Here is a 25495-nt window from a genome sequence, read left to right on the forward strand (position 1 = left end):
CGCTACGCGTCGCCGTGCTGTGCAGGCGAAACAACGGACGAATTGCCGTTGGCCAACTGCCGTTGCACCGTGTCCGTCAGTTCGGTGAGCGAAAACGGTTTGGGCAAGAAAACGGAATTCGGAATCCCCGCCTGAATCTCGCCGAATGTCTCCTCCGCGTAGCCGGACATGAAGACGACCCGCGTATCCGGCCGCGTTTCGAGGGCCTGCAAAACCCAACTGGGCCCGTCAATTCCGGGCATCACCACGTCCGACACGAACACATCGACATGAAGCTCGGGATCGTCGAGCAGCTCAAGCGCCGCTTCTGCGGAGTCAGCCTCCAGAACCGTGAGGCCGCGCATTTGAAGGGCCCGGCTGGCAAAGGCCCGGACCGGCGCTTCATCCTCGACAAGAAGCACGATGCCTTCCTCAGGCGGCGCCAGCGGGGCAGCCTCGGGCACGGGAACCGTGGCTGGCGCTATCGCGTCATGGGCGGGAAACAAGACCTGGAACCGCGCGCCCTCTCCCGGACGGCTATCGACAAAAATGAACCCGCCCGTCTGTTTCACGATGCCATATGCGGTCGAGAGCCCAAGCCCCGTCCCCTCGCCGGTCCGCTTGGTCGTATAAAATGGCTCGAATACCTTCTGGATCTTGTCGGCGGCGATGCCCACGCCATCGTCCTCGACGGTCACGCGGACATAGCGGCCCGGAGAAACGACAGCCCTGTCCCGGCGCAGAGCGTCCTCGAGCACCATGTTTTCGGTCGCGATGCGGATTTCGCCGCCTTCGGGCATCGCATCGCGAGCATTGACGACGAGATTCATCAACACCTGTTCAAGCTGGCGCTTATCCGCCCGGATCGACCACAGAACAGGATCATGTTGCAGAGACAGCGTCATCTTCTCGCCGACAAGCCGATTGAGAAGGTGCATCAGGTCAGAGAGCATATCCCGAAGGTCCATGACCTCCGGACGCAGGGTCTGCTTGCGCGAATATGCCAGAAGTTGGCTGACAAGTGCCGCCGCGCGATTCGCATTCTGATTGATCTGGACAAGGTCAGAATAGTCGCTGTCGCCCTGATCGTGTCGCAGAAGCAAAAGATCGCAGTGCCCGGTGATCGCCGTCAGCAGGTTGTTGAAATCATGCGCCACGCCGCCCGCCAACTGACCGATCGCCTGCATCTTCTGGCTTTGCACGAATTGCGCTTCGAGGGATTTGAGTTTGGTCGCGTCGTTTAGAACCGCGATCAGCACTGTTTGACCAGCTTCGGTTGCCCGGTTGAGCGTGACCTGTACGAAGGTTTCCTTGTCATCCCGGCGCACGCGCAGGAATTCGGAAGCCATACCGCCACGACCCATCGCGGCGTCCTCCAGCCAATCCGGAATCGAACGTCCCAGCCCCTCCATCAGGTCGCTCAAAATCCTGCCACCACAGCTTTCGACCCCCAAAAGGTCACGCGCCGGGCGATTGGACAGCTGGATATCCCCGTGCCGGGTCAACTTGAGCAGAGGCACGGGAAGCTCGTCGAAAAAAGCCCAGCCATCGGGCTGTCGCTCGGTTGGCGCCACGCCCGGCAACAGGAAAATCTCCCGTCGGCCCGCGATTCCTTCCAGTTCGACCGCGAGACATGCGATCACGCCTTCCCGGCCATTGATGTCGTTGATCTGGCCAGACCTCAGCGGCAGCTTCGGGAAGATCCGGTCGAGCGATCTGGCGCGCTCTCCGACAAGCTGGCGCGCGGCGGCGTTCATGAACAGGATTGCATCGTTGCGCCCGACGGTCAGCATCGGCAGCGGCACCGGGTCGCTTTCACGTGACGGGCGGTCGGCGGAACGTTCGATACGCCACAGGAAACCGGCATTGTCCGCCCGGTGAACCGACAGCCTCAGGTGACCTTGCCGCGTGACAAAATCTTCCTGCGCCGACCCACGCTGCGCCGCACGGCTTTCTAGGCGGTACAGGGTCGGTCCGGGATTGGCCAGGGATTGTTTGAGCAGCCCGGCTAGCGTCCCGGTTTCGGTCGCGCCAAAATCACGGACCGCTGCAAGATTGGCATAAAGGACGCGACCGCCTTCTCGTGTGGCAACGACCGGAACGGCGTCTTCATCCAAGATGCCGAAAGCGGATATTTCGGACACAAAAACTTCAGGCGCGGTGTCGCGGCGAAACCGCAAACTCGCCAGCGACAAAAGGGCAAGAACCCCCGCCAACACCATCAAACCCAAGGGAAAAAGTCGCCCAGGCGCGAATGGCGCCGCCGCAAATGCCGCAACGGCAAGCCCTGCCAAGATGAGCGCGTGCTTGCGCAACTGCGTGCGCGCCACGTTTAGTGGTCGAAAGGAACCTGTCAGACTGGTCAAGCGAGTCTTCCCGTGCCGAGGCGTCTCGCCGGTAAACTGCGCGGGACCTCTTAATATGACGTTAAACCAAGCTGATTTTACCCGTCAAGGTTGTTACGCCGACGCTTCACGCTCGAAAACGCAGAGGTAAAATCCATCTTGCGTCTGCGTAACCGGCCATATGCGCGAAAAACATTGGTGCCAGCCCGGTGAGGACGCCAGGAAAGCAGCCACCGTCTCCTCGTTTTCCTCCGTCAGGATGGAACATGTGACGTAGGCCAGCCGGCCCGCCGGTGCGACAAGGCTTTCGGCGTGCTGCAGGATCTGCACCTGCGTGTCGTGAAACCGCTCCAGATCCGTCTCGCTCAGCCGCCATTTCGCCTCTGGACTACGCCGCCATGTGCCACTTCCGGAACAGGGCGCATCGCAAAGCACGAGATCGAAGGGCGCTGCCATCTCCAACTCGTTCGTCGCCAGGGTCGTGACCGTAGTACCAGCCCGCGCCGCGCGCGCGGGAAGGTCTCTCATGCGCTGAACGGCTGTGTCGTGCACGAACCACTTGGCCTCTGCTTGTCCAGCAAGCGCAAGCGTCTTGCCCCCGCCGCCCGCGCAGTAGTCCAGCACCCTACCCCCGGCGGGAACATCCAACTGCGCCATCGCCGCTTGGCTTGCAATGTCTTGCAACTCGACGACGCCATCGAGATATGCATGACTGGTCCTGATTTTCCGCGCACCGTCGGTGACGACAAGCCCGGTTTTAACTTCGTCTATCGACCGCGCAGAAATTCCGTTCTCTTCGAGAATTTCAATAGCTTGCGTAACGGTCTTCATCTTCGGATTCACGCGCAGGGCGACCGGCGCACGTTGCCGAAGCAACTGCGCCGTCCGCTCCGCCGCCTCTTCTCCAAGAGAGACCACAATCCTGTTCCAAAGCCAGTCAGGCAGATCCATCGCCTCAGTGCCGGGACGCGGGGTGCGACCGGCGGCCCTCTCCACGTCGTTCACGGGAGGCGGGCCATGACCGACGCCGGAAAATAGCTCGTCGATGGGCAGATGTGAGTCGCGAAGCTGTCCCAGCATAAGACCCCGGCCCGTCTCATCGCCGCCAAGCGCGGCATAGCTGCGTCGGCAGCGCAAGGCTTGAAATACATGATCGCGAACCGCCGCGCGATCTTTGGACCCGGCATAGCGCGCGCCTCTGGCCCAACCGGTCAGGGCCTGTTCCGCAGGTGTTCCGGCCAGAACCGCGTCAAGAATGTCTATCGCCGCCTGAACACGCGCCGCCGGGGTCATGCGCCAGCCTTAAAAAAGGTCCCTATGTCTCTGGCTAAAAACAACTTATCCAATCCGGTAATTCGGACTTTCACGTGTGATCTGCACATCATGCACGTGGCTTTCCTTCAATCCGGCGCCGGTAATCCTTACGAAGGTACACTGGTTGCGCATCTGTTCAACGGTGGCGCAGCCGGTATAGCCCATCGCGGCGCGCAAACCGCCGACCAATTGATGCACCACCGTGCCAGCCGACCCCTTGTAAGGCACCTGTCCTTCAATTCCCTCTGGAACAAGCTTGTCACTCGCCGCGTCTTTCTGGAAATACCGGTCCGCGCTTCCCTGTGCCATGGCCGCAAGGCTGCCCATACCGCGATAGGCCTTGAAGGACCGTCCCTGAAACAGGATCACTTCACCGGGGCTTTCATCCGTTCCCGCCAGCATCGAGCCGACCATGGCGCAGGATGCGCCTGCCGCAATCGCCTTGGCGAAATCGCCAGAGAACTTGATCCCGCCATCCGCGATCACCGGCGTGTCACCGGCCGCCTGCGCGCAATCCATGATCGCGGTCAGTTGCGGCACGCCGACACCCGCGACCATCCGTGTGGTGCAGATGCTGCCCGGGCCGATGCCCACCTTGACCGCATCCGCACCCGCCCCGATCAGCGCCCGGGTCGCCTCGCCCGTCGCCACGTTCCCAGCCACGATCTGAACTTCGTTGGAGAGCTTCTTGGCGCGTTCCACGGCGGTCGCCACGCCTTCTGAATGGCCGTGGGCGGTATCGATCACGATCATGTCCACGCCCGCATCGACCAGTGCCTCGGACCGCTCGAACCCTGCGTCGCCTACCGTGGACGCCGCGGCGACCCGCAACCGGCCCAGCTTGTCCTTGCACGCGCTGGGATTAAGCACCGCCTGTTCGGTGTCCTTCAGCGTCAGAAGGCCGGTCAGCTTTCCGCTGCCATCGGTCACCAGAAGCTTTTCGATCCTGCGCGCCTTCATCATGTTCTTGGCTTCTTCAAGATCGGCCGGTTCAGTCAGAATTGCCAGCTTGTCCGAGGTCATCATCACGTGCACCGGCGTGTCATCCGAGGTGGCGAACCGCATGTCGCGGTTGGTCACAATGCCCATCACGTGGCCTTTTTCGTCAACAACCGGAAAGCCCGTGAAATTGTAGCGTTCGATCAACGCTTTGGCGTCTCCCAACGTCTGATCGGGGCGGAGGGTCACGGGGTTGTAAACGATGCCGCTTTCAAACCGCTTCACCCGCCGCACCTGCTGCGCCTGCTCTGCGACCGTAAGGTTACGATGGATCACACCCATGCCGCCGGCCTGCGCCATAGTGATGGCCATCCGAGCTTCCGTGACGGTGTCCATGGCCGAACTGATAAGTGGGATATTCAGATCGATGGATCGTGTCACACGCGTCCGCGTGTCGGCGGTGGTGGGCAGCACGCTCGACTTGGCGGGAACCAGCAGTACGTCATCGAAGGTCAGAGCCTCACGAATCTCCATGGCGCTTCTCCTTGAGCGGGGATCGTTTGGCGCTTCCCTATCGCATGGATCGTCCAAGGGCGAAAGGCCAATTCGTCGCTGGACCGAGGCGGTGTTTGAGGTAGGCTCAGGCAAAGACAGCGATAAGGGTGACCGATTTAATGCTTCAGTTCCGCCTGCCTTTGCTGATGGCCCTCTGTGCCGGTCCATGCGTCGCGGCCGATGACAGCGTGCCGACCGGTTGGTTTGCATCCGGCTGGCCCGCGGCCCTTGCTGACGCGGCATGTGACGATGACAGCGCCTGCTTGGACAAGCTGCGATCATGCGGCCCGCAGGCGACAGATTGCGCCGCCGGTGTGTCGTATTGCAGTTTGACCCGCGCCGGCACGCTTGTCTACGAAACGGCTTGCCAGACGGATCGCTCAAACGACAGTGTAACCGCCTACGTCCCCAGCCGGACGGTAGTGCGCATGCAGTTCGGCACCGCACCGGCACTCGACGGCGCAGAAGCATCGGTCGCCGAGGACGACTGTCTTTACCGTGCCGATACCAAGGAGACATTCTGCGCCCGTCCCATCACGCAAGAACACACTCTGCGGGCCTGGGTCAAAGAGGAATAGCCATGAGTCACGGCTACGAAACAGGACGCCTCGATCTGCCTTTCGTCGGCATCTCGACCTTCGCCAAGCGGCCCTACATAAGCGACTGGACGGCCATCGAGGCCGACGTAGCGATCCTGGGCGCGCCTTTCGACGCCGGGACGCAGTGGCGCGCTGGGGCGCGCTTCGGCCCGCGTGGCGTCCGCGAGGCCTCGACGCTTTTTTCCTTCGGACATGCCGGCGCGTATGACCACGAAGACGATGTCACGTATCTTCCCGGCTCGGTGCGGATCGTGGATATCGGCGACGCCGATATCGTGCACACCGACACGCGCGCCTCACACGCCAATATTGAGACCGGTGTGCGGGCAATCCTCAAGGCCGAAGCCCTTCCCGTGGTCATTGGCGGCGATCATTCAGTCAATATCCCCTGCATCAACGCATTCGAGGATCAGGGTGACATTCACATCCTGCAAATCGACGCACATCTCGATTTCGTCGATGAACGTCACGGCGTCCGCTATGGGCACGGCAACCCGATGCGCCGCGCCGCCGAAAAGCCCTATGTCACAGGCCTCACGCAGCTTGGCATCCGCAATGTCAGCTCTACCGCCAAAGAAGGATACAAGGACGCCCGCGCGCGCGGTTCGGACATCCTTTCGGTGCGACAGGTTCGCAGCCTCGGGTCGCAAGCGACGGCCCGTAGGCTTCCCGCCGGGGCCCGCGTGTACATCACCATAGACATCGACGCCTTCTGCCCCTCGATCGCACCCGGCACCGGCACACCCAGCCATGGCGGATTTCTCTATTACGAAATCCTCGAAATTCTGCAGCTTGTGTCGCAGCGGCACGAGGTGGTGGGCATCGACCTTGTCGAGGTCGCGCCGGATTACGACCCGACCGGATCCACATCGATTCTCGCCGCGCAACTCTTGCTGAACACGCTCGGCTTCATTTTCCACGCGCGCGGTCGCTAACCTTTTGGGACACGGGCATCGCCACCACCACGAGGCCGATCAAGGCGACGGGCGGCTTTTCCTCGCGATTACGGTAAATCTGGGCCTGACGGTGGCGCAGGTGATCGGAGGCCTCCTGTCCGGTAGCCTCGCACTCATTGCCGATGCCCTGCACAATGCCTCGGACGCGGTGTCGCTCATCATCGCCTTCGGCGCGCGGCGCATCGCCCGCAAACCCGCCGATTCAGCGATGACATTCGGATATGGCCGGGCCGAAATGGTGGCGGCGCTGATCAACTACACAACGCTGATCGTGCTGGGCCTCTATCTCGTCACCGAAGCGGTGATGCGCGCCCTGGATCCACAGCTGGTCGATGGCTGGCTGGTGGTGATCATCGCCGGGGTCGCACTGGCCGTGGATGCCGCAACCGCCCTTCTGACCTTTGCCATGTCGAAAAAAAGCGCCAATATCCGCGCGGCCTTCCTGCACAATCTGGCAGATGCGCTCGGCTCGGTCGCGGTGATCGTTGCGGGCACGCTCATACTGCTCTTCGACTGGCGCCTGATCGACCCGGCGGTCACGCTGCTCATCGCAGGATACATTCTATGGATGTCGCTCTCCGAGATTGGTGGCGTTGTGCGCATGCTGATGCTTGGGACACCTCCAGACCTTGACCCGCACGAGGTCGTCGATCGGCTTTCCGGAGTGCCCGAGATCGAACGCATTCACCATGTGCATCTCTGGCAGATGCAGGAACATGAAGCAGCATTCGAAGCGCATATCGTCGTGGCAAAGATGGACTGGGCAAAGGCCGAAGAAATCAAAAACGCGCTTCGGGACAAGCTGTTACAGGAATTCGGCATCACCCACAGCACGCTCGAACTGGAGCGCGCAACGCAACCCAAAGCGCAGGACAGCACAATCGGCCACGACGCCCAAGACGGTGAGGAAGTCGCCTAGTCCTCGTTGACGCCCGGTTCCGGCACGGGATCATAACCCGACCTGCCCCAAGGGTGACACCGCGCGATCCGCCTTGCCGCAAGCCAGCCGCCCTTGAGACCCCCATGCTTTTGCAAGGCATCCAGAGCGTACCGGCTACAGGTTGGCTCGTACCGGCAGTTGAATCCGACCCACGGGCTGAAAATAAGCCGATAGGCGCGCACCGGAAGTGCCAGACACCATGCAAGCGGCGTCACTGCGCGTGCACCTTCTTCAGGGCGTAAACTAGATCCTGCTGCAACGCCTGGAACTCGCGCGCCGCAGTCGCCTCGGATCGACCGATCAACACATAATCCCACCCGGGACGTCCGTATCGGGGCAAAACCAGCCGTGCGACCTCACGCAAACGTCGCTTGGCACGATTGCGCGCCACGGCGTTACCGACCTTTTTGGAGCAGGTGAACCCGACCCGCATCGTGTCCGTCCCGTCACCGCGCTTGCGGGCCTGCACCATCATGCCCGCCGTCGCCTGCCGCCGCGCACGGGCCGCAGCCAGAAAATCGCGCCGGGTTTTGATTACCTGCAGACAAACGGAAACCGCCGGGGGCTTTTCTCCTGCTGGTGCTGCAGGGGCCTCCGGCGGTGTCATGTCCGTTTGTCCCGGTACGCCGCGCTTACGCGCTCAGCGACTTGCGGCCACGGGCGCGACGCGCGTTCAGGATCTTGCGGCCGGCCTTGGTGGCCATGCGCGCGCGGAAACCGTGGCGCCGCTTGCGGACCAGGTTCGAGGGTTGAAAGGTGCGTTTCATCGCTCCGCTCTCCGGTTTGTCGTGCCCGATCCGTCACAATGGTGGAATCGCGGCCGGGCTGGCATGTCTCTTGAAGCCTGCTCTATAGGGATGGCGCAGCGCGAAGTCAAACCATGGCCTTGGCTTTTGCAACAAATTTCGCCAGCCTGAGGCCGTGGTCTGTCACAAGCTGTAACAATAGCGGTCCCGGGTGCAATTAATCAGGGGGCACGCTTCACCCTTCATCACCCCCGCGTGAGAGGCATGGTGCAGGATCGGGTTCTGACGCATGTAGGGAGAAACGCGATAAAGAGAAAGCCCGACGCCATGGACCACGCCGAACGCCCGTCCCGCAATCCGCTTCTGCGCCATGCGCCGCTGGCAATCATCCTGACCGCCGCGGTGGTCGGCTACTTCACGCTTGGTGACTACCTGTCCTTCGACACCCTTGCGAAGAACCGCGAGGCTCTTCTGGCGTTTCGGGACAGCCACTACTGGCTGATGGCCGCCGGGTTCATCGGCCTTTATTTCGTGATCGTGGCCTTTTCCCTGCCCGGCGCGGCCGTGGCCTCCGTCACGGGTGGTTTCCTCTTCGGGCTGACGCTTGGCACCGGGTTCAACGTTCTGGCGGCGTCGTTGGGCGCGATGACGATTTTCCTCGCCGCGCGCTGGGGTCTTGGCCGCACTCTGGCCGCCCGCATGGAGGCGTCGGAGGGCACCTTGCGAAACTTCCGGCACGGCCTTCTGGAAAACGAGGTCAGCGTGCTTCTTCTCATGCGTCTCGTGCCGGTGGTGCCGTTCTTCGTCGCCAATCTGTTGCCGGCGCTGGTCGGCGTGCGGTTTGCGAATTTCGTATGGACGACGGTGATCGGCATTATTCCCGGCGCGCTGGTCTACACATCGATCGGCACGGGTCTCGGCGAGGTTTTCGACCGTGGCGAGCGGCCGGATCTGTCGCTCCTCTGGGCGCCCGAGGTGATCGGACCCATCCTCGGCCTCTGCGTGCTGGCCGCCCTGCCGATGGTCATCAAGGCCGTCCGCGGTAAAAAGGAACCCTGACCATGACCACGCTGACCCCCGACCTCCTGGTCATCGGCGCCGGCTCAGGCGGCCTTTCCGTCGCTGCCGGTGCGGTGCAAATGGGGGCCTCCGTCGTGCTGCTGGAAAAACACAAAATGGGTGGCGATTGCCTGAATTACGGCTGTGTCCCGTCCAAGGCTCTCATCGCGAGCGCCGATGTGGCCCACACACAGGCCCATGCGGCCCCGTATGGCATAGCCAACCAGAAACCACGGCCCGATTACGCCGCCGCCAAGGACCACGTTGCCGACGTAATCGGTACGATCGCTCCGCATGACAGTCAGGAACGGTTTGAAGACCTTGGCGTGACCGTGATCCGCGAAGAGGGATACTTCATTTCCGATCGCGAAGTGCAGGCGGGCGACACTGTCATCCGACCGCGCCGCACGGTCATCGCCACGGGATCCTCGCCGCTGGTGCCGCCCATTCCGGGTTTGGACAAGATACCTTACCTCACCAACGAAACTCTCTGGAACCTGCGTGAAAAGCCCGATCACCTGCTCGTCATCGGCGGCGGTCCCATCGGCATGGAAATGGCGCAGGCACATGTGCGGCTCGGCTCGAAAGTGACCGTGATCGAAGGCGCCAAGGCGCTTGGCAAGGACGATCCCGAACTCGCCTCCATCGTGCTGGAGCGCTTGCGCGAGGAAGGTGTCGACATCGCCGAGGACGCGCTGGCCCAAGAGATCAGCGGCAAGGCCGGCGAAATCACGGTCAAGGTCGAGGACGGACGCAGCTTCACAGGCAGCCACCTTCTTGTGGCCGTGGGGCGCCGCGCCAACACCGAACGCCTCAATCTCGAGGCCGCCGGGATCAAGACGACCAAAAGCGGTATCCAAACCGAGGACAGCCTGAAAACGAGCAATCCCCGCGTCTACGCCATCGGGGATGTGGCGGGCGGTCTGCAATTCACGCATGTGGCCAGCTATCATGCGTCCGTGATCCTGCGCTCGGCGCTTTTCGCCCTGCCGGCGAAAGCCAGCACCGCGCATATTCCCTGGGCCACCTATACCCAGCCGGAACTGGCTCAAGTCGGGCTGACCGAGACCGAAGCGCGCAAGAAACACGGCGACACTCTCGAGGTGGCGCGCTTCAGTTACGCCGAGAACGACCGCGCCATCGCCACGCGTAAGACCACAGGCCTGATCAAGGTGATGGTGGTCAAAGGCCGGCCCGTGGGCGCGTCCATCGTCGGTGCCCAGGCCGGAGAGCAGATTGCTCTCTGGTCGCTGGCCATCGTCAACAATCTGAAGATGAGCCAGGTTTCCGCGATGATCGCGCCCTATCCAACGCTGTCGGAGCTTTCCAAACGCGTCTCGGGGGCGTATTTCACGCCAAGACTTTTTGAAAACCCGTGGGTCAAGCGTGTCGTGGGTTGGGTGCAGCGCTGGCTGCCCTGAAGACGTGAAAGGCGGAAATGCGGTATCTGCGATCACTTTCGGGACGGTTTCTGATCCTGACGGTCGTTTTCGTGATGCTGGCCGAAGTGCTCATTTTCGTGCCATCCATCGCCCGCTTTCGCGAAGATTTCCTGATGAATCGGCTCGAGCGGGCGCAGATCGCATCTCTTGCCCTTCTCGCCAATGATGAAATCTCGCCCGAACTGCAGGAAGAACTGCTCATGAACGCGGGCGTCTTCAACGTGGTGTTACGACGGAATGAGGCGCGTCAGCTCATGCTGTCCTCACCCATGCCCTCGGCCATCGCCGAAACCTTCGATCTGCGCAACGCCACGCCGGTCAGCCTGATTTCCGACGCACTGAGTACCCTGACGGACCCCAGCCCGCAGATGATCCGGGTGATCGGCGAGCCGTCGCAGATGGGCGGGCTCTTGATCGAGATAACGCTGGAGTCCCGCGATCTGCGTGACGCGATGATCGACTATGGCTTGCGTATTCTTTGGCTCTCCGCGGTCATTTCGATCCTGACGGCTGGCCTTCTGTTCCTTGCAGTGCGGGGGGTTCTTGTAAAACCGATCCGCCGTTCGGTGCGCGCCATGCAGGCCTATGCAGAAGCCCCCGAGGACGCGCGCCGAATCATCACGCCGTCATCCTCCACCACCGAGCTGCGAGAGGCTGAAGAGGCGCTGCAAACGCTGCAGACACAGCTGACCTCGGCGCTCAGACAGCGCGAGCGGCTCGCGAATCTGGGCGGTGCGGTCGCCAAGGTCAGCCACGATTTACGCAACATCCTCACCTCGGCACAGCTTTTTACCGACCGGCTGGAACTGTCCGACGACCCCAAGGTCAAACGCATGGCGCCCAAGCTGGTGGGCTCGATCACCCGCGCCGTGCATCTTTGCGAAGCAACGCTGGCTTACGGCAAAGCCGAAGAACCCGCTCCGCGGCTGGGCCAGTTTCAGTTGATCGATATCGTCGCCGACGTCATCGAAAGCGAACGGCTGGCGGTGGGCGACGCAGATGTCAGCTTTGCCGAGGACGTGCCCGCGACGCTCACCATCCGGGCCGACGCCGAACAGCTTTTCCGTGTGATCGCCAATCTGGTTCGCAACGCGCGGCAAGCCATCGTCAATAGCGGCAAGAGCGGCGAAATCTCGATCTCGGCCAGCGAAACCATCGACACCTGGATCATCACAATCGCCGATACCGGCCCGGGCCTTCCTCCCAAGGCAAAAGAACATCTCTTTCAGCCGTTTCAAGGGGGTGTGACCAAGGGGGGCACGGGCCTTGGCCTCGTGATCGCTGCCGAACTGGTGCGCGGGCACGGTGGCGTACTGACATTGGAAAGCTCGGATGCGACCGGCACGGTCTTTTTCATCACCTTGCCGCGCGGCGAAATCAGCACCGAGTGATTTGCCGACACGGGAAAATCCGTCAAACGCCGGCAGCCCCTCTTGCAATGCCGGGCGCTTGCGTCTAACCCCTGCCGGCACGGACCGATAGCTCAGCTGGATAGAGTACCTGACTACGAATCAGGGGGTCGGGGGTTCGAATCCTCCTCGGTCCGCCACCTTGAAGGCAATCGTTTGATTTCGCGTGCAACGCCCCCCAAGTTGGACCTTCAGCCTTTTGAAGTTGGAACTTTTGTTCCTGTTATGACCCGTCTGAGGTCGGCGCTTTTGCTGTAATTGTCGGCCTGGGCTTCGGTTTCATGACCCAAAATGGCCATGCGCTGTTCCTTTGTGGCTCCGTTTTCCTTGAAGACAGCGGCACGTCCCTTGCGGATACCGTGAGCGGTGAGTCCAGTAAGACCCGCCTTGGCACATGCACGGGAGAACCATTGCGCTGCGGCCTTCCCGGATCGTGCTGCGCCACGGCTGGTGACGATAAAAGTCATGTGTCGCTCTTGTACCGCGAGACACTGTTCGAGACAGTCATCAGGCTCATACCAGAGCGGACCCCCGGTCATTGGCACCACGGCTACGCTACCGCTTTTGCCGCGCTGATAGCTCAGCCATCCATCCTTGATCATCGCGGGCCCCATGCGGCAGGCGTCGCCTATACTTGCGCAGGTCCGGTACATGAGCTCAAACGCCAGACGTTGGGGAGACTCGATGGGCCAGTACTCGCGGAAGGTTTTGAAGTCTGCGCGCGACCAGGCCTTGTGACCGGTTGTCATGGGCGTCTTACGCGCCTTGACACCCGTGGTCGGGTCTTCTTCGACAAAGCCGAACTCGAGCCAATAGGCGCCGAGGGATCGCCAAACCTTACGGCGGGTGTTGGCAGGGTGCGGTTCGAGATTTGCAAGATCCTTGCGGATATGAACCGGGCGCAGATCCGCAAGCATGGCGATGCCATATAGAGCCTCGATCTTTTCGACCTGACGGCGCCAGACAGCGCGTGTGGTGGGGGCAAGCCCGCGATAGGCATCAGAGGCCAGATAGTGCCGGCACGCCGCCCCGATTGTTCCGGTCCTGTGCCGCACCGTCGGCGGCATGCGGCGCTGTTCGTGCGCCTCGTAAAGCTTTGCGTATTCCGCGATGAACGTCGGGTGATCCGCAGGAAGGTCGGGCAGCGGCACACCCTTCTTGCCCTTTGGGCGGAAGTAAAGGCGGGGATTGCCACTTGGCCAATGGCCCGAGCGGTTGAGGTGCTTCAGGCGAACAGGGCGTCGCATGTGTTTTCCTCCTGTGGGGTGCTGTCGTAGGGCAAACCGTCAGCAAAACGGTCGAGATCGGCTCGATCATAAACGCGTTTGGCACCCAGCATCCGGCGGGGCAGTCCAAGGCTGCGTAAGGTTGTTTCCGAGACGCCGAGGTAATGCGCTGCCTGGGGAGCGGGCATGAGCCGGGGTGGAAAGTCACGCGCGACAGGCATCAAGTCCCCCCGCGTTTCGGCTTGCGCTGACGCGAGCCCGCCTTCGGCACCGGAGCCTCTTTGAGCGCATCAAGAGCTTCAGCTAGCTTGCGGCCTGCAGCAATCGTGTCAGCTTGAATGTAATGCTGCTCAGCGGTGCGGGTTGTGGAGTGCCCCAGAATCGGCGGGATCATGCGGGCTGCTCCGGACGCGGCGCGGGCCAGGGTTGTGGCCGCGGCATCGCGGAACAGATGAGGAGAGACGGCCGTGCCAAGATACGCCTCGGTGCGTTTGCACAGGATCCGCGTGAAGTGGTTCACGTGCATTGGGTGCCCCGAACGGCCCAACCAGAGAGCAGTTTGGGGACCAGACCCCCGGGCCTCGAGTAAAGGCCTTGCGCACTCGAGGTAGACCTGCAAGGCCGCACGCGCGGCGTCGGGCACCACCGCGTCCCAGGGCTGGCCGGTTTTGGTCATCGACGCATCGAGCCAGACTTCCATATTCGTGCTGGTGACGCGCAGAGAGGTGCCAAGCGCCAATTCCGACAGGGCTCGCCGCCGCATGGGCATCAAGGCCAGCAAGCAGATTATGGCCCCATCCCGGATTTTTACCGCCGACTGCAGGTCGGGATCAGGACGGGCGTTCTCCTGCAAAAGTCTCTGACCAACGTCCAGAAGCACTTCGCTGGAATAAATGCGCCCGCTCTTGCGCGGACTGCCGTGCTTGGTCTTCGCGTGATGCAGATGCGCCAGGAGCCGCTGGTGCAGACCAAAGTTCGCTTCCGGTGCCAGGTACTTGCACAGGCGCACCACGGTGCCAACGTGACCGAGCAAGGTAGCCGGAGCGAGGTCCGACTCCGACAGACACCAGTTTCTGAGGCGCTGTGGCGTTGCGCGATCTACCGGATCGAGAACAAGGGCTTTCGGGTCCTGCTTGGAGACCCATGCCAGCCAGCGCCCGTATTGCCGTCCCATGCAGACACGCGAGGTCTCCCGCCAATGGGCGAGCGGCCCCCGCTCATCCAGCGGGCTGCCCTTTGCAAAAAGCGCCTGGAAGGCCGTGCGATCAGCGGCAGGCCAGTCCTGGAATGGAAGCATCTGTCTCACGACGTTCCCTTCTTCAGGTCATCGACCACTTCAGCAAAAACCTTGGTGGCGCTGGCGGTTTCCAGACCCCTGTAGACGCTCAGCGTGTGGCTCAGAGCAGAATGCCCCAACAACTGACGTGCCACCTCGTAGGCACCTGGATGGGCATTGAGCAGCTGGTAGACAGCGAAATGGCGAAAGAGGTGCGCGTTCATCGGAACGCCGATTTCTTTCAGTGCGCGCTTCTTGAGGCGTTCGGAGAGAGAGTTCCCGGTACTCGCATGCGCTTTGCGCATGGCCGGAAAGAGATAAGGACAGTCCGCTTTGCAGATCTCCGGAGACCGTGTTGCGAGATGGGTGTCGATCATCTCGACAAGAGACGCGGGCAGCTCGAACTCCATGGGCGTGTTGTTCTTCACTTCATGGGCGGGAAACACGAGATAGGCTGTTCCATTCCCCGGGCGCTGCAGATGGCGCTCGATCTCTATGGACGCGATGTTGCTGATCCGGAGCGGGCAATAGAGCAGGATCGCGATTGCAATGGCCTCTTCGCGTGCACGAAGCGCACGGACACGATGCACGCCCAGAGGCCGGGCCATGATCTGCTCGGGCAAGGCCAGAAGACGGGCTTGCGTTTCCGGCACCGTGAGTGCCCGGAGGCGTTCGCGGTTCTTGGGCGTCAGGGAACGGTTGTCGGGAAGCTGGAACCTGTCACTGAAGTGCTTAAGCTGAGCGCGTGTATCCTCGGGCAGATCAAGGTGCCCCGCAACGGTGAGCAGAAGACCAGCTGTTTTGCCAATCACGCGGCTGGTCTCTTCACCATTCGAGGCCCACATGCTGAGCAATCCTAGCTTCACGCGATCCGGTTGAAGAAGGTCCGCCAGAGACATGATCTCTTTCGCCGGGACACCCGATTGAACGACATGGCTTGTGAAGCGCAAAAGCATGTAGCGATAAGTCGTCGCGGAGGACGAGGTCAGGCGGCGCAGGTCCGGTCCGTCGCCAAGAGGATCGGGATCCACCCGTGCCGCAAGATAGCTGTCCAGGTCTTCAATAAAGCTCTGCGGATACTCCCCCTCCGGAAGCATCACCCGTGTGCCGCGGGACGGGCGGGTCAGACGCTGTCGCGGCCAGGTCGCCACGCGATCCACAGCCCGGTTCCAGCCCATGATGGCGTCGACATGGGCATTCTCGGGGTTCTTGCTGATCTCATTGACTCTGACGGCTTCGAAATAGAGATCGGCATGCGCATCGCTGACCTCTTCGGGTGCCACATCAAGACGGTTCAGGAAATGCACGAAGCGCGGCAGCGAACTCAGAAGGCTTTTATCCTTCGAAGCACGGATGTCTTCCCAGAGCGCATGCCAGTCATCGGAGAGGTCCGAGACTCGGCGATGACGCTTGCTTACGATCCCGCAGGCCGCCATGGCATTATGGGCGTTGCTGACTGTGTTCTGCCAGGTTTTCGGAGCAAGATTCAGGGCTGCAGGTTCGATACGTGCAAGACGGGGTTGCAACCAGCGAGGGTCCGCGGGGACCTGTGCTGGCATGCGCTTGAGCGCCTTGGCAACCCCACGCAATCCGGAAAGGAGATCGCGGCAGCGCGTCTTCGACAGGGTGGTGTCCGCCTTCACCTGTACCATCAAATCCTCGAAGCTGGGCGTATCAGGTGCGACGAAGATCCTATCCATGTCTTTGGCGGAAAGATTGGTCATCGGGAAGGCCTTATTCTGGTCAGGAATAGACATGGGTGGACGGGCGGTGTCGGGAGGTATGATTCGGGAATACCCTACCCATAAAACAGACCCGGTTTAGCGATTGGGGTCTTCCCGAGAGGATTTTAAGATACTGACACCATTGGACATTTGAGGTCATGGGTTACGCCTTCCCGCCCCGGCGATAGGCTGCGTGCGCATCGGGATGGATGCGGATCAGGCGCTTCCCAGGGCCCACGCGTTCGACGTCCAGAAGTCCCGCGTCGATGGCGCGGCGAACGGTCTTCTCACTGACCTGATCCACGATGGCGACATCGCGCACGGTCAGATACTGAATAGGTTTCTGCGGCGTCTGTGCAACGTCCTTGATCTTGGGGACTGGGGATTTGGTCATAAGCTTCGCTCTCCTGTCTCAAGCTTTTGAGCAGACAGGCGGCGCGAAGGTGGCTGGTCATGTATCGCGTGTGATGAGAACCCTTATGAGTCCGCTGAGTCCGCTGCGATTGGCCACCTTCGCCACCACATGTCGCAGGACATGCAAAGCGCAACTCGGGCCATCATGACCAAGTGTATTGATTGGATTAAAATATCGACTTGCTGCGTCAGCGACCGTCGAGCAGTTCCGGTCGACGGTCGATCAGGTCCCGAAACCGGTCAATGTCCTTCCGGATGGTCTCATCAGACGGCAGTTGGTCTTTCGTCAGAACAAAGCCCATCACCGCGTGAATGAACTCAAAAAGCGGGCCGCCCCTTTGCGCCTCGGCTGGATAGTCCGGGCGGGTCGTATAGGTCAGCTCTCGCCCCGCATCCAGCCAGGCGTAACAACAACTCCGAACGACATGGTCTCGACGCCCGTCGTACAATCGGCGTTTGTCAGAGGGAGAAAGACGTGCCACTGACCCAGGTCTGTCCAGGAGGTCCCGTGCTGCTGCAATCAACTGCTCCAGCGCGGTTTCAGGATCACGTGCCAGCTTCTGGGCGTGGTTTAGCCGAGCTGCATCCTTCTCCGAGCCTGCAAAGCAGGAACTGCTCTCAAGCAGAACCTTCTCTAGCTTCTTGCGATTATTGGAGGTTTCGGGCTGCGCGGCGACATGCCGAAGGGCCCGCCGCAGGTCATGTGTGCCTTCGACGATGGCTTTCTCCGGCACAACTTCGGCAAGGTTCATGAGGCTTTCGACATCCAGCGTATTCCCAATCCACAGGGAGAGTTTGGACGCGGTCTCGACGGATAGATCAAACCGAGAAGCCAAGTCCTCCACCTGCTTTCCGGTAAAGATGCCTCGCTCTTTGTAATCTGCAATCGGCCAGAGCTTGCTGCGCGCATGACCGTCAAAATGAATCCATGCCATCTCGTGCACCGTTGACTTCATGGAAGGTGCTCAGCGGACACCGCTAAAGGCCATGCGGAAAGCAGGTCGACTAAGCCAAAGATTCCATTCCGTTGGATTATTCGCCCACGGAAAAAGCGAATTATGCAGTGCCACGGTAACTGCCAAATGTAGCCCAGCAAAGGGACTGAACCGCAAAATGTGGAAATCTTTACGGCGTAGTGTAAGTTTGAATCCGATCCGCTCCGCTGGGACTGGTAGATGGCAGCCGGGTCGTGGCCCGCAATGGTAAAGGGTTGTTGGCAGCGATTCTCCGCGTCACAGATACGGTTGTCAAATGTACCACGGTTCTGGAAGGGAAGTACTGGTGGAACACCTGTGAAGACGGTTCGCCCGTCTCGAACCGCTTGGCTGAAAGCAACTGGACAGAGGGGGGGGCAACCCACCTTCAATGACATTTTCGTAGAGGTGAGTGCTACAAGATGAGGTCAGCGAAGCCCGTAAAATGGACGGCTACAAAGTCCCGCACATCTGTCACCGCCCTGATTTCGATGAACGTCCGATGTCGGTAGAAGCCGTCGCTTATGGCGGAAACGTCGATATTTACGTCTACGAAGGGTGCTTGCCGCGCTTGTCCGGTCGTCCGATGAAAACACTCAGATGACCGAAACGAGCCCGTACCGGAAGTGCTCTGTTGTTAAAGTTTGCAGGTGCAGCAATTTGACCGACCAACGTTTTCAACGGCGCCGAAGAAAGAAAAGCGTCCGTTCGCCCAGCTAGGATATGCTCAGGAGCAATCGGTTTTTTTTGCCCGTCCTTCTCGGCGCCCTCCGTTCTAGACTGCAGAATGCTTAATCTCTCTGTCGGAGGCTACCTTCGACTTCTTTTTTGAAGAGTATGCAGCCAAGGAATGCTCGGTGATGATCCGTTAAAAAATGATGCCGAAGGCATCCGGCGAGGGCCGAAAGACAATTCGAAAGAACTTGTGACACGCGCCATAATTTCGCCTCACTTGGCCATATTTTTGTACCCTTGGAATCATGATTCTGCGTGCCCAGTATTAGTGTTTGACCAAATGGGTTGCTGGCAATTGTCTGCACTCAACAATCTTCTGTTAAATGCATAATCCCGGGGGGGGTAACGCACAATGCGAGACGGAACGTACTCGGCAACTGCGAGATCAAAATGGCACGGGGTAAGTTTGCTGAGGTCGATTGATCCGGACGTTCAAGCTGTAAGGCTCTTTACAGTGTCAGAAGATAGCCAGCACGCAACCAAATCCGGTGTATGCGCAAACAGTGAGAACCGCACGGTACCGCGCCGTAGCTTTGTTCAGTCTTCAAGACAATTCAGCAAGAAGACACTTTCTGCGCGCGGAACAGCTTCGTCATTCACGGGCTTCCTTACCGCTACAAGGCTTTTCGCTTATCTGCTGGTAGTGGCATGTTTTGTTCTTAACTCCGCCACTGTCCACCCTTTCAAATCAGCACAACTAGAACGCTTAGAACTCCGACAACCAGGAGAGCAATCTGGCGCATCTCACGCTTTTTGACGACATGATGTGGGGGAAAAGTCCTGTCGACATGGTCGATTTCGGAAGGCCTAGGTTTCGTCATTTTTAACATTTCACTTGATAAAAGCATTACTCACTCGCGACCCAACCGGCATTCCGATGAACCGAGGCCAATCTTGGCGAATGGCCCCGGCGTAACATCAATCAAAACTCACACTCAGGTTGCCTTTCACACTGGAACTCAGAACACTCGTTACGCTCAGGCCGGCTACCTCATATGAGCCTGATTAGAGTATCTTATGATCAATTAATATGACTAATCTAGGGTTGGGGGACTTTAAACCCCGCACAGTCTCTTTCCAATGGAGAAACAACTTCAAGTGACTGATTCGATTTCATTAATGGTGCGCGCGTCCGTAAATCTTCGCGAGCGAAGACGTTTTTCCAGGAAAGAATCCGATCGAATCTGACGAATCTTTGGCGCACTTGGGTTGATCTGGCTGCGTCATCAGGCAGGTCTGTCCGCAACTCGGACGTCGGCGCTACTCAGACAAAGGTCCGGTTCTTCGCGCAAGCGGTCATTACGAAGTCAAAGCGGACGCCGCCCCGATACGATACACGACGATTCGGATGCCGGAAAAAGGCCCAGTGTTCATCCTGCAACCTGGCGATCGTATTCCTCACCGTCGAACCACCCTAAGGAAGACGTGACCTTCATCTCGTCGTTCAATTCCCATTCCTCCCAGCCCTGCACATTGAGCGAGTTGCCCGTTTGAGCGTGGTGTCCAGTGAAGGTCCACATGTAAACGACATGAGATCCCGCGCCGCGGATACCATCACAGGTAAGCTTGAGATCGGGGACATCAGCGTGAAAGCCAGCTGCCATTGCCGTTAGCCCCTCATGACCGACTGAAGGCTCTCCCCGATTGATAACGATGCGGCTGTTGGGCGTATGAAAAGCTGCGACGTTCTCGGGCACTTTTGAGTTCCATGCGTCGGTGTAACGGCGTGCGAGGTCGTCCAGTTCGCTTAGTGAGTATCCCATTTCTGTCTCCCCTCTTTTCCAAAAGGGTAATGCTAGTGCTGTGACCATGGCAATAAGCCGCCAACCGTCAGTGTGCCAAAAAGGTCCGCTTGGTCCGCAGAGCGGTCATCGAACACAAATGGAGCAAGGTCTGCTACCCCAAGGAGCGGCCGTTCGTGTCTGAAAGTTCGGACAAACAGTTTGAAATGACGGACGGCTGGTGCCGTCCGCCAAACTCTCAAATGTCGATCTTCTCGGCGATGCTTAACGCGTCGTCGATTTCGACCCCAGGCAGTGTCAGTGGGATGATCTTGCAACCGTCTTGGTCGGCCCCTACCCTTCCTGAATGAGCAAGCCCAACCCGTTCCGCTACTTCCGAACCAGCCGCGAGGTTATCCGCCTGGCGGTGATGATGTATGTCAGGTTTCCGCTGTCGCTGCGCAATGTCGATGACCTCCTGCATGAGCGCGGCATAGACGTGAGCCGCGAGTCTATCCGATTTTGGTGGATGCAGTTTGGCCCGCTTTTCGCCTCTGAGATCCGCAAGGCCAGGATCCAGCGGATGCATTGTTACTCGAACTACCGGTGGCACCTCGACGAGGTTTTCGTGAAGATCAACGGCGAGACCCATTATATGTGGCGTGCCGTTGATCACGAAGGCGAAGTTCTTGATGCCCTAGTCACCAAACGTCGAGATCGCAAAGCAGCATTGAAATTCCTCAGAAAATTGATGAAGCGCTACGGTCAGCCGGAAAAGATCGTCACCGACCAACTGCGCTCCTACGGGGCCGCGATGAAGGAGATCGGAAATGCGGATCGGCAGCACACAGGGCGCTGGCTGAACAACAGGATAGAAAATTCACACCTGCCCTTCCGACGAAGAGAGCGGGCCATGTCTCGCTTCAGGCGTATGCGAAGTTTGCAGAAATTCGCCGTCGTCCACTCTTCAGTCCATAACTTGTTCAATTCGGAGCGCAGCCTCTACAGCAGACAAAATTCCAAGCGAAACCGCACCGCTGCTCTTGCTGAGTGGAGCGATCTCTGCACGGCATAAAGGGCAGGCTCACTGTCCAAGCTGAGACGAGTTCGAATCCGTCTGACAGCTCCTGAATGAGAGCTTCCGCCGGTCGTCGTTCGTAGCCATTGAGGAATTATGAGGTGCAAGAACGGCTCAACGAGCTGATGGCGCAGCCCTTCTGTCCTTGCTGAGACTGGTTCGAATTCGTCTGCCAGCACCTGATGCCATAGTTGTCCGGTTGTACGGTGCTTCGTTTGCCTTTTTCGAGCGGTTAGGAAGTTGTTTCGGCTTCGACACCGGCGGCCTCGGCAATTGGAAAGAACTGGCAGCACCTGCTAACCGTATGGTCGCCATACCCCGCCAGAGCACCTTTAGGGTTGTTTTTCTTGACTGAACTCGCCGATAGAGACGACATTAGGAGAATTCGTTCGATCGATTTGCGCAAGAGGCATTTTCCGAGGGACAGGAGACATTATGTTACAAACAACTCTTTCGGTACCTTTGGATGTCAAACCCGAAAGCGCAGAACGGCTCAGCTCTCTTATCGATGCTTTTCGCCAAGTCGAAGACACGGGCAAAGATCCGTCCTCGGTCAACTTCGGCCGGCTGATCGAAGGCATCCCGACACTTCACTTCATGTCGATCAGCGTCTTCGAGGATCCGGCGTACGATCCGATATTCATCCTTGAGATCAATTGCGACGGGCCGCCAGGCCCATTCTGGAAGCAACTTGAGGCGCTTGCAGGATCCGAGCTTCGAGAAATGCTACGCTGTTGCAAGGAACCGCTTGATCGGAATGCCAAGCTCTATCGGGACGTCACGGCAGATGGGTTGACGGCCCCGATCGCGCCTTATCTGCAGGCCATGACCCAGCCGCCGAGTGTGTTTCACCACGGCAATCGGGGTCTTCGCAGGCACCGGATCCTCGCTGAGGCCACTCTGTTCCGGGATGTCCGCGCCGAACTCGACAAGAAACAGGACAATTCCTATTTCGGATTGTCGGCGCAGGATATCCACAAGGCCCTTCGAGAGCGACTATTAGAGACGTACCCTTGGCTCGATGAGGATCCGGAGCCAAGGATATCCCGAAAAGAGCGTATTTTAGATATCGCGCGTGTTGTGGCTTTCGCCGCCGCAGTGCTGATCGTTCTGTCTTTACCGGGTATATTGGCCGCGCTCCTTCTTCCGACGGGGATCTACATTGCGGCTGTGATCGTCCTTTTCGTTGTGATTTCAGTTCTGCTTTACAGGATGCATGAACCTCTGCCCACCACTGAGGTCACCACCAATTTCAAGCTGATGAGCGCGCTTACACGGCAGATTCCGGCGCTGTTTCTCGTGTTCTCCTATCCGATTGTCTTTGCGGTTCTATGGCTTCTCCAACTGGGGCTCGGCTTCATTTTTGGCACCGGTCAGACATGGGTGCCGCAGGTGACGGGGATCATCATGCTGGGCAATCTCGGCCTCTTCGTTGTGCTGCCGGGGCTGGTTCTCTGGTTGCGCACGCTAGAGCTTCGCGACAGCTCGCAGTACAAGGCGTCCATCGACCCGGAGAAAGTGGCCGAGATCCTGCGGCATGAAGATTGGATTTCGCAAAACCATATGGGCTCGATTGTGCATATTCGGCCAGGCGTCCTGCGCACGTTGGTTGCCCGGCTTGGCCATCGCGGGTTGGGGCTCTTGCTGCGCGTGAAGGCGACGGAAGGCTATCTGGGCAGCATGCGCACCGTGCATTTCGCGCATTGGGCATTCCTGAACAATCACAGCCGTCTGCTGTTTTTCAGCAATTTCGATCAGAGCTGGGGCTCCTATCTCGACGATTTCATCGAGAAGGCGCATGTTGGCCTGACGCTCGCCTGGGGCTGCGGTGTTGGCTTTCCGCCAACACGCTTCTTGATTTACGACGGCGCAAGCCACGGGCGCCTATTCAAGAACTGGGCCCTTGCGTCGCGCACGGTGTCTCGTTTTTGGGTCAGTGCCTATCCTGACCTCTCCGTCGATCAGATTGAAAGAAACTTTCGTGTCGCAAGGGGCTTGAGGAAGGCAAAGCTGTCCGCTGAAGAGGCAAAAGACTGGGCGAGGGATCTGTGATGAGCAGCTGGAAATTGCGCAAAGACCTCGCCCAGGACACGCAAGCTATCGTTGCCTCGGGGTTTGGGCGGCTTGAACACGGGATCGCCTTGTTCCTCGAAACCCACCCCGGCTCGGGCGGCGGTTGGCTGCAATCTCTGCAGACCGTGCTGCCGGCGACCGCGGCCATTCAGACCGGCGGAGACCTTTTGCCCCTTGCAGCCTCGATTGCCTTCACCGCGAGTGGTCTGCGCAATCTTGGCCTCACCAAAGAGGACCTCGCCACGTTTTCAAAGCCCTTTCGCGAAGGCATGATGCAGGAGGACCGGCTGCGCCGCCTGGGCGATCGACGCAAGAGCGAATGGCTGAACACCGTGATCGAGGGCGGCCCGATGTGGAGCGGCAATGTAGAGCACGCCGCGCCAGCCGACGCAGACAGATCGGCGAAGGTCAGCGACAAGCAGGCAGGTGAGCCGGTCAGAACCAAGATGACGATCCACGCTATGGTGCTGCTCTACGCGCAAGGTCGTGCGGACGTTGAGACCAAGACGGCAGAGATCGAGGCGCTGCTGTCTGAAAAGAATGTCCGCATCGTTCATAGTTTGCCCCTGACTCTGGATGTCGAGGAGGGGCGAAACTTCAGCCGTGAGCATTTCGGCTTTGCAGACGGCATCTCGCAGCCGATCCCATTCGATGAAACGCGCGCTGTCGAAGTTGCGGGCAAACCGGCTGATACGGCTGATCCGGTGCACGGTGTTCGTTTGGGAGAAATCCTTTTGGGGCACATCAACGGCCACCAGGAAATTCCACCCGGGCCCATGGTGCGAGACAGTTCAGACAATCCATTGCCGGCACATTCTGACGCGCTCGGGTTCCGCGATCTTGGGCGCAACGGAAGCTATATGGTCGTTCGGCAGCTCCAACAGGATGTCGCAGCGTTCTGGCAGAGCATGGAGAAAGCGGCTGAGATGCTCCGCACGCAGGACTCGAAAGCGGACGAGATTACCGCAGAATGGGTGGCCGAAAAGGTTGTCGGCCGAGGCATGGATGGCCGCGCGCTGCGTCCCGATGGCCGTATTCCGAACGGTCCGAACGGGGAGATCGAGAACGCGTTTCGCTACTTTGACGCAGACCGGTACGGTGACGGCTGCCCGCTAGGCAGCCATGTGCGCCGGTCAAACCCGCGCGACAGTTTGGCGCCGAAGGAGGACATGAAGGAAACTCTTTTGAGTTCGGCCAACAATCATCGAATCCTGCGCCGCGCTCGGAAATACGGATCAAAGATTGCGGACAAGCGCACCGATGACGGGGAAGAACGCGGACTTCTATTCATCTGCCTGAACACGGACATCACACGCCAGTTCGAGTTCACGCAGCAGACCTGGCTGATGAATTCGGATTTTTCGACGCTCTATGAAGAAACCGACCCCCTGGTTGGCCCGGATGGTGAAATGACCATCCCTGCAGAACCGTTGCGTTATCGAGCCAAGGTGCAGACCTTCGTTAAACTCGTTGGCGGGGAGTATTTCTTTTTGCCGAGTATGACCGGACTGAAATTCCTGGCAACGCTTTGAAATACGAACACACTTTCGATCGGTAAGAGCAGCCCCTGCGGCAGTATCAGAGGGATGAACTTGCGATGAGGAGGTGTCAGAGCGATGAGCTTGCGACCGAGCTCACCGCCCGCTTCTATGGTTGCCGCCCGTTGTGCAAGATGTGGCATTGTCAGAGCCACTCAGCTTGAGACGGGTTGATCGACGCCCTTCCGCCTCCGATAACCCGTTTCCCGTTACGCAGGCCGCTATTCCGCGCAATCGGCGCAATGCCGACGCGAGCTGCGGTCTTTCGTCGAACGGTTGTGCCAATCCCAGGGAATTCGGCAAAGAGAGTGGCAGCGACGTTCGTGCCAACTCCGGGCACCGACTGCAAGGGATGGCAGTGTCAGAGGGATGAGCTTGCGACCTCGGCAACCGCCCCCTACCCTTCCTGAATGAGCAAGCCCAACCCGTTCCGCTACTTTCGAACCAGCCGCG

22 protein-coding genes and 1 tRNA gene are annotated in these 25495 nt (G+C 59.5%); 10 read left to right on the forward strand and 13 right to left on the reverse strand.

What is annotated here, in order from left to right:
- Positions 1-2: 2 nt before the first annotated feature.
- From EZV60_RS11850 to guaB, 3 genes are all read right to left on the reverse strand, one after another.
- Positions 3-2345 carry an ATP-binding protein gene (locus EZV60_RS11850; RefSeq protein WP_245306285.1) on the reverse strand — a complete coding sequence of 781 codons (2343 nt, stop codon included), beginning with the start codon at positions 2343-2345 and terminating at the stop codon, positions 3-5.
- Between the two features lie 93 nt (positions 2346-2438).
- Positions 2439-3617 carry an RsmB/NOP family class I SAM-dependent RNA methyltransferase gene (locus tag EZV60_RS11855; RefSeq protein WP_135505707.1) on the reverse strand — a complete coding sequence of 393 codons (1179 nt, stop codon included), beginning with the start codon at positions 3615-3617 and terminating at the stop codon, positions 2439-2441.
- Positions 3618-3662: 45 nt separating this feature from the next.
- Positions 3663-5111, reverse strand: coding sequence for an IMP dehydrogenase (gene guaB, locus EZV60_RS11860; RefSeq protein ID WP_135505709.1), 1449 nt, complete (start codon positions 5109-5111; stop codon positions 3663-3665).
- Between the two features lie 128 nt (positions 5112-5239).
- On the opposite strand from guaB, the gene EZV60_RS11865 reads away from it, so the two are divergent.
- From EZV60_RS11865 to EZV60_RS11875, 3 genes are read left to right on the forward strand one after another with little or no spacing between them, the layout of a single operon-like run.
- On the forward strand, positions 5240-5710 hold the full coding sequence (locus EZV60_RS11865) for a hypothetical protein (RefSeq protein WP_135505711.1): 471 nt from the start codon (positions 5240-5242) through the stop codon (positions 5708-5710).
- A 2-nt stretch (positions 5711-5712) separates the two neighbouring features.
- A complete protein-coding gene (gene speB / locus EZV60_RS11870; protein WP_135505713.1) occupies positions 5713-6666 on the forward strand; it encodes an agmatinase in 954 nt (317 codons plus the stop codon).
- A 4-nt stretch (positions 6667-6670) separates the two neighbouring features.
- Positions 6671-7606 (forward strand): cation diffusion facilitator family transporter, encoded by a 936-nt coding sequence (locus EZV60_RS11875; RefSeq protein WP_135505715.1) that lies wholly within the window; start codon positions 6671-6673, stop codon positions 7604-7606.
- On the opposite strand, the gene yidD is transcribed toward EZV60_RS11875, so the two are convergent.
- The 3 genes from yidD to rpmH are packed head-to-tail and all read right to left on the reverse strand — an operon-like array spanning position 7603 to position 8394.
- A complete protein-coding gene (gene yidD / locus EZV60_RS11880; protein WP_135505717.1) occupies positions 7603-7842 on the reverse strand; it encodes a membrane protein insertion efficiency factor YidD in 240 nt (79 codons plus the stop codon). The genes EZV60_RS11875 and yidD overlap by 4 nt on opposite strands.
- Entirely contained in the window at positions 7839-8234 is a 396-nt protein-coding gene (gene rnpA / locus EZV60_RS11885) for a ribonuclease P protein component (protein WP_135505719.1), read from the reverse strand. The genes yidD and rnpA overlap by 4 nt, the downstream gene beginning before the upstream one ends.
- Positions 8235-8259: 25 nt before the next feature.
- The gene (gene rpmH, locus EZV60_RS11890) at positions 8260-8394 is read right to left on the reverse strand and encodes a 50S ribosomal protein L34 (RefSeq protein WP_012177012.1); all 135 of its coding nucleotides are present in this window, start codon (positions 8392-8394) and stop codon (positions 8260-8262) included.
- A 306-nt stretch (positions 8395-8700) separates the two neighbouring features.
- On the opposite strand from rpmH, the gene EZV60_RS11895 reads away from it, so the two are divergent.
- The 4 genes from EZV60_RS11895 to EZV60_RS11910 all read left to right on the forward strand — a co-directional run bounded on the left by EZV60_RS11895 (position 8701) and on the right by EZV60_RS11910 (position 12423).
- Positions 8701-9432: a TVP38/TMEM64 family protein gene (locus tag EZV60_RS11895; protein WP_135505721.1), complete on the forward strand. Its 732-nt coding sequence runs from the start codon at positions 8701-8703 to the stop codon at positions 9430-9432.
- 2 nt (positions 9433-9434) lie between these two features.
- The gene (locus tag EZV60_RS11900) at positions 9435-10853 is read left to right on the forward strand and encodes a dihydrolipoyl dehydrogenase family protein (protein ID WP_135505723.1); all 1419 of its coding nucleotides are present in this window, start codon (positions 9435-9437) and stop codon (positions 10851-10853) included.
- A 17-nt stretch (positions 10854-10870) separates the two neighbouring features.
- Complete coding sequence (locus tag EZV60_RS11905) at positions 10871-12265, forward strand: sensor histidine kinase (RefSeq protein WP_135505724.1); 1395 nt, start codon at positions 10871-10873, stop codon at positions 12263-12265.
- A gap of 81 nt (positions 12266-12346) precedes the next feature.
- Positions 12347-12423: transfer RNA gene (locus EZV60_RS11910), tRNA-Arg, on the forward strand.
- A gap of 51 nt (positions 12424-12474) precedes the next feature.
- Here the strand turns inward: EZV60_RS11910 and EZV60_RS11915 are convergent.
- The 6 genes from EZV60_RS11915 to EZV60_RS11945 all read right to left on the reverse strand — a co-directional run bounded on the left by EZV60_RS11915 (position 12475) and on the right by EZV60_RS11945 (position 20395).
- Positions 12475-13530, reverse strand: coding sequence for a site-specific integrase (locus EZV60_RS11915; RefSeq protein WP_135505726.1), 1056 nt, complete (start codon positions 13528-13530; stop codon positions 12475-12477).
- Between the two features lie 199 nt (positions 13531-13729).
- The gene (locus tag EZV60_RS11925; RefSeq protein WP_245306289.1) at positions 13730-14806 is read right to left on the reverse strand and encodes a tyrosine-type recombinase/integrase; all 1077 of its coding nucleotides are present in this window, start codon (positions 14804-14806) and stop codon (positions 13730-13732) included.
- A 5-nt stretch (positions 14807-14811) separates the two neighbouring features.
- Positions 14812-16509: a site-specific integrase gene (locus EZV60_RS11930; RefSeq protein ID WP_167853517.1), complete on the reverse strand. Its 1698-nt coding sequence runs from the start codon at positions 16507-16509 to the stop codon at positions 14812-14814.
- Between the two features lie 163 nt (positions 16510-16672).
- On the reverse strand, positions 16673-16903 hold the full coding sequence (locus tag EZV60_RS11935; RefSeq protein ID WP_167853518.1) for a MerR family transcriptional regulator: 231 nt from the start codon (positions 16901-16903) through the stop codon (positions 16673-16675).
- Between the two features lie 208 nt (positions 16904-17111).
- Entirely contained in the window at positions 17112-17879 is a 768-nt protein-coding gene (locus EZV60_RS11940) for a hypothetical protein (RefSeq protein ID WP_135505734.1), read from the reverse strand.
- A gap of 2123 nt (positions 17880-20002) precedes the next feature.
- Entirely contained in the window at positions 20003-20395 is a 393-nt protein-coding gene (locus tag EZV60_RS11945; RefSeq protein ID WP_135505736.1) for an ester cyclase, read from the reverse strand.
- 325 nt (positions 20396-20720) lie between these two features.
- On the opposite strand from EZV60_RS11945, the gene EZV60_RS11950 reads away from it, so the two are divergent.
- The 3 genes from EZV60_RS11950 (at position 20721) to EZV60_RS11960 (ending at position 25036) form a co-directional block, all read left to right on the forward strand.
- The gene (locus EZV60_RS11950; RefSeq protein WP_135505738.1) at positions 20721-21428 is read left to right on the forward strand and encodes an IS6 family transposase; all 708 of its coding nucleotides are present in this window, start codon (positions 20721-20723) and stop codon (positions 21426-21428) included.
- A gap of 438 nt (positions 21429-21866) precedes the next feature.
- Positions 21867-23483: a hypothetical protein gene (locus EZV60_RS11955; protein WP_135505740.1), complete on the forward strand. Its 1617-nt coding sequence runs from the start codon at positions 21867-21869 to the stop codon at positions 23481-23483.
- Between the two features lie 14 nt (positions 23484-23497).
- A complete protein-coding gene (locus EZV60_RS11960; RefSeq protein WP_135505742.1) occupies positions 23498-25036 on the forward strand; it encodes a Dyp-type peroxidase in 1539 nt (512 codons plus the stop codon).
- A 151-nt stretch (positions 25037-25187) separates the two neighbouring features.
- Here the strand turns inward: EZV60_RS11960 and EZV60_RS19560 are convergent, their stop codons facing one another.
- Entirely contained in the window at positions 25188-25391 is a 204-nt protein-coding gene (locus EZV60_RS19560) for a transposase (protein WP_425353566.1), read from the reverse strand.
- Between the last annotated feature and the right edge of the window lie 104 nt (positions 25392-25495).

It is taken from the genome of Roseovarius aestuariivivens, from assembly GCF_004761875.1.
In the GTDB taxonomy this organism is placed as follows: domain Bacteria; phylum Pseudomonadota; class Alphaproteobacteria; order Rhodobacterales; family Rhodobacteraceae; genus Roseovarius; species Roseovarius aestuariivivens.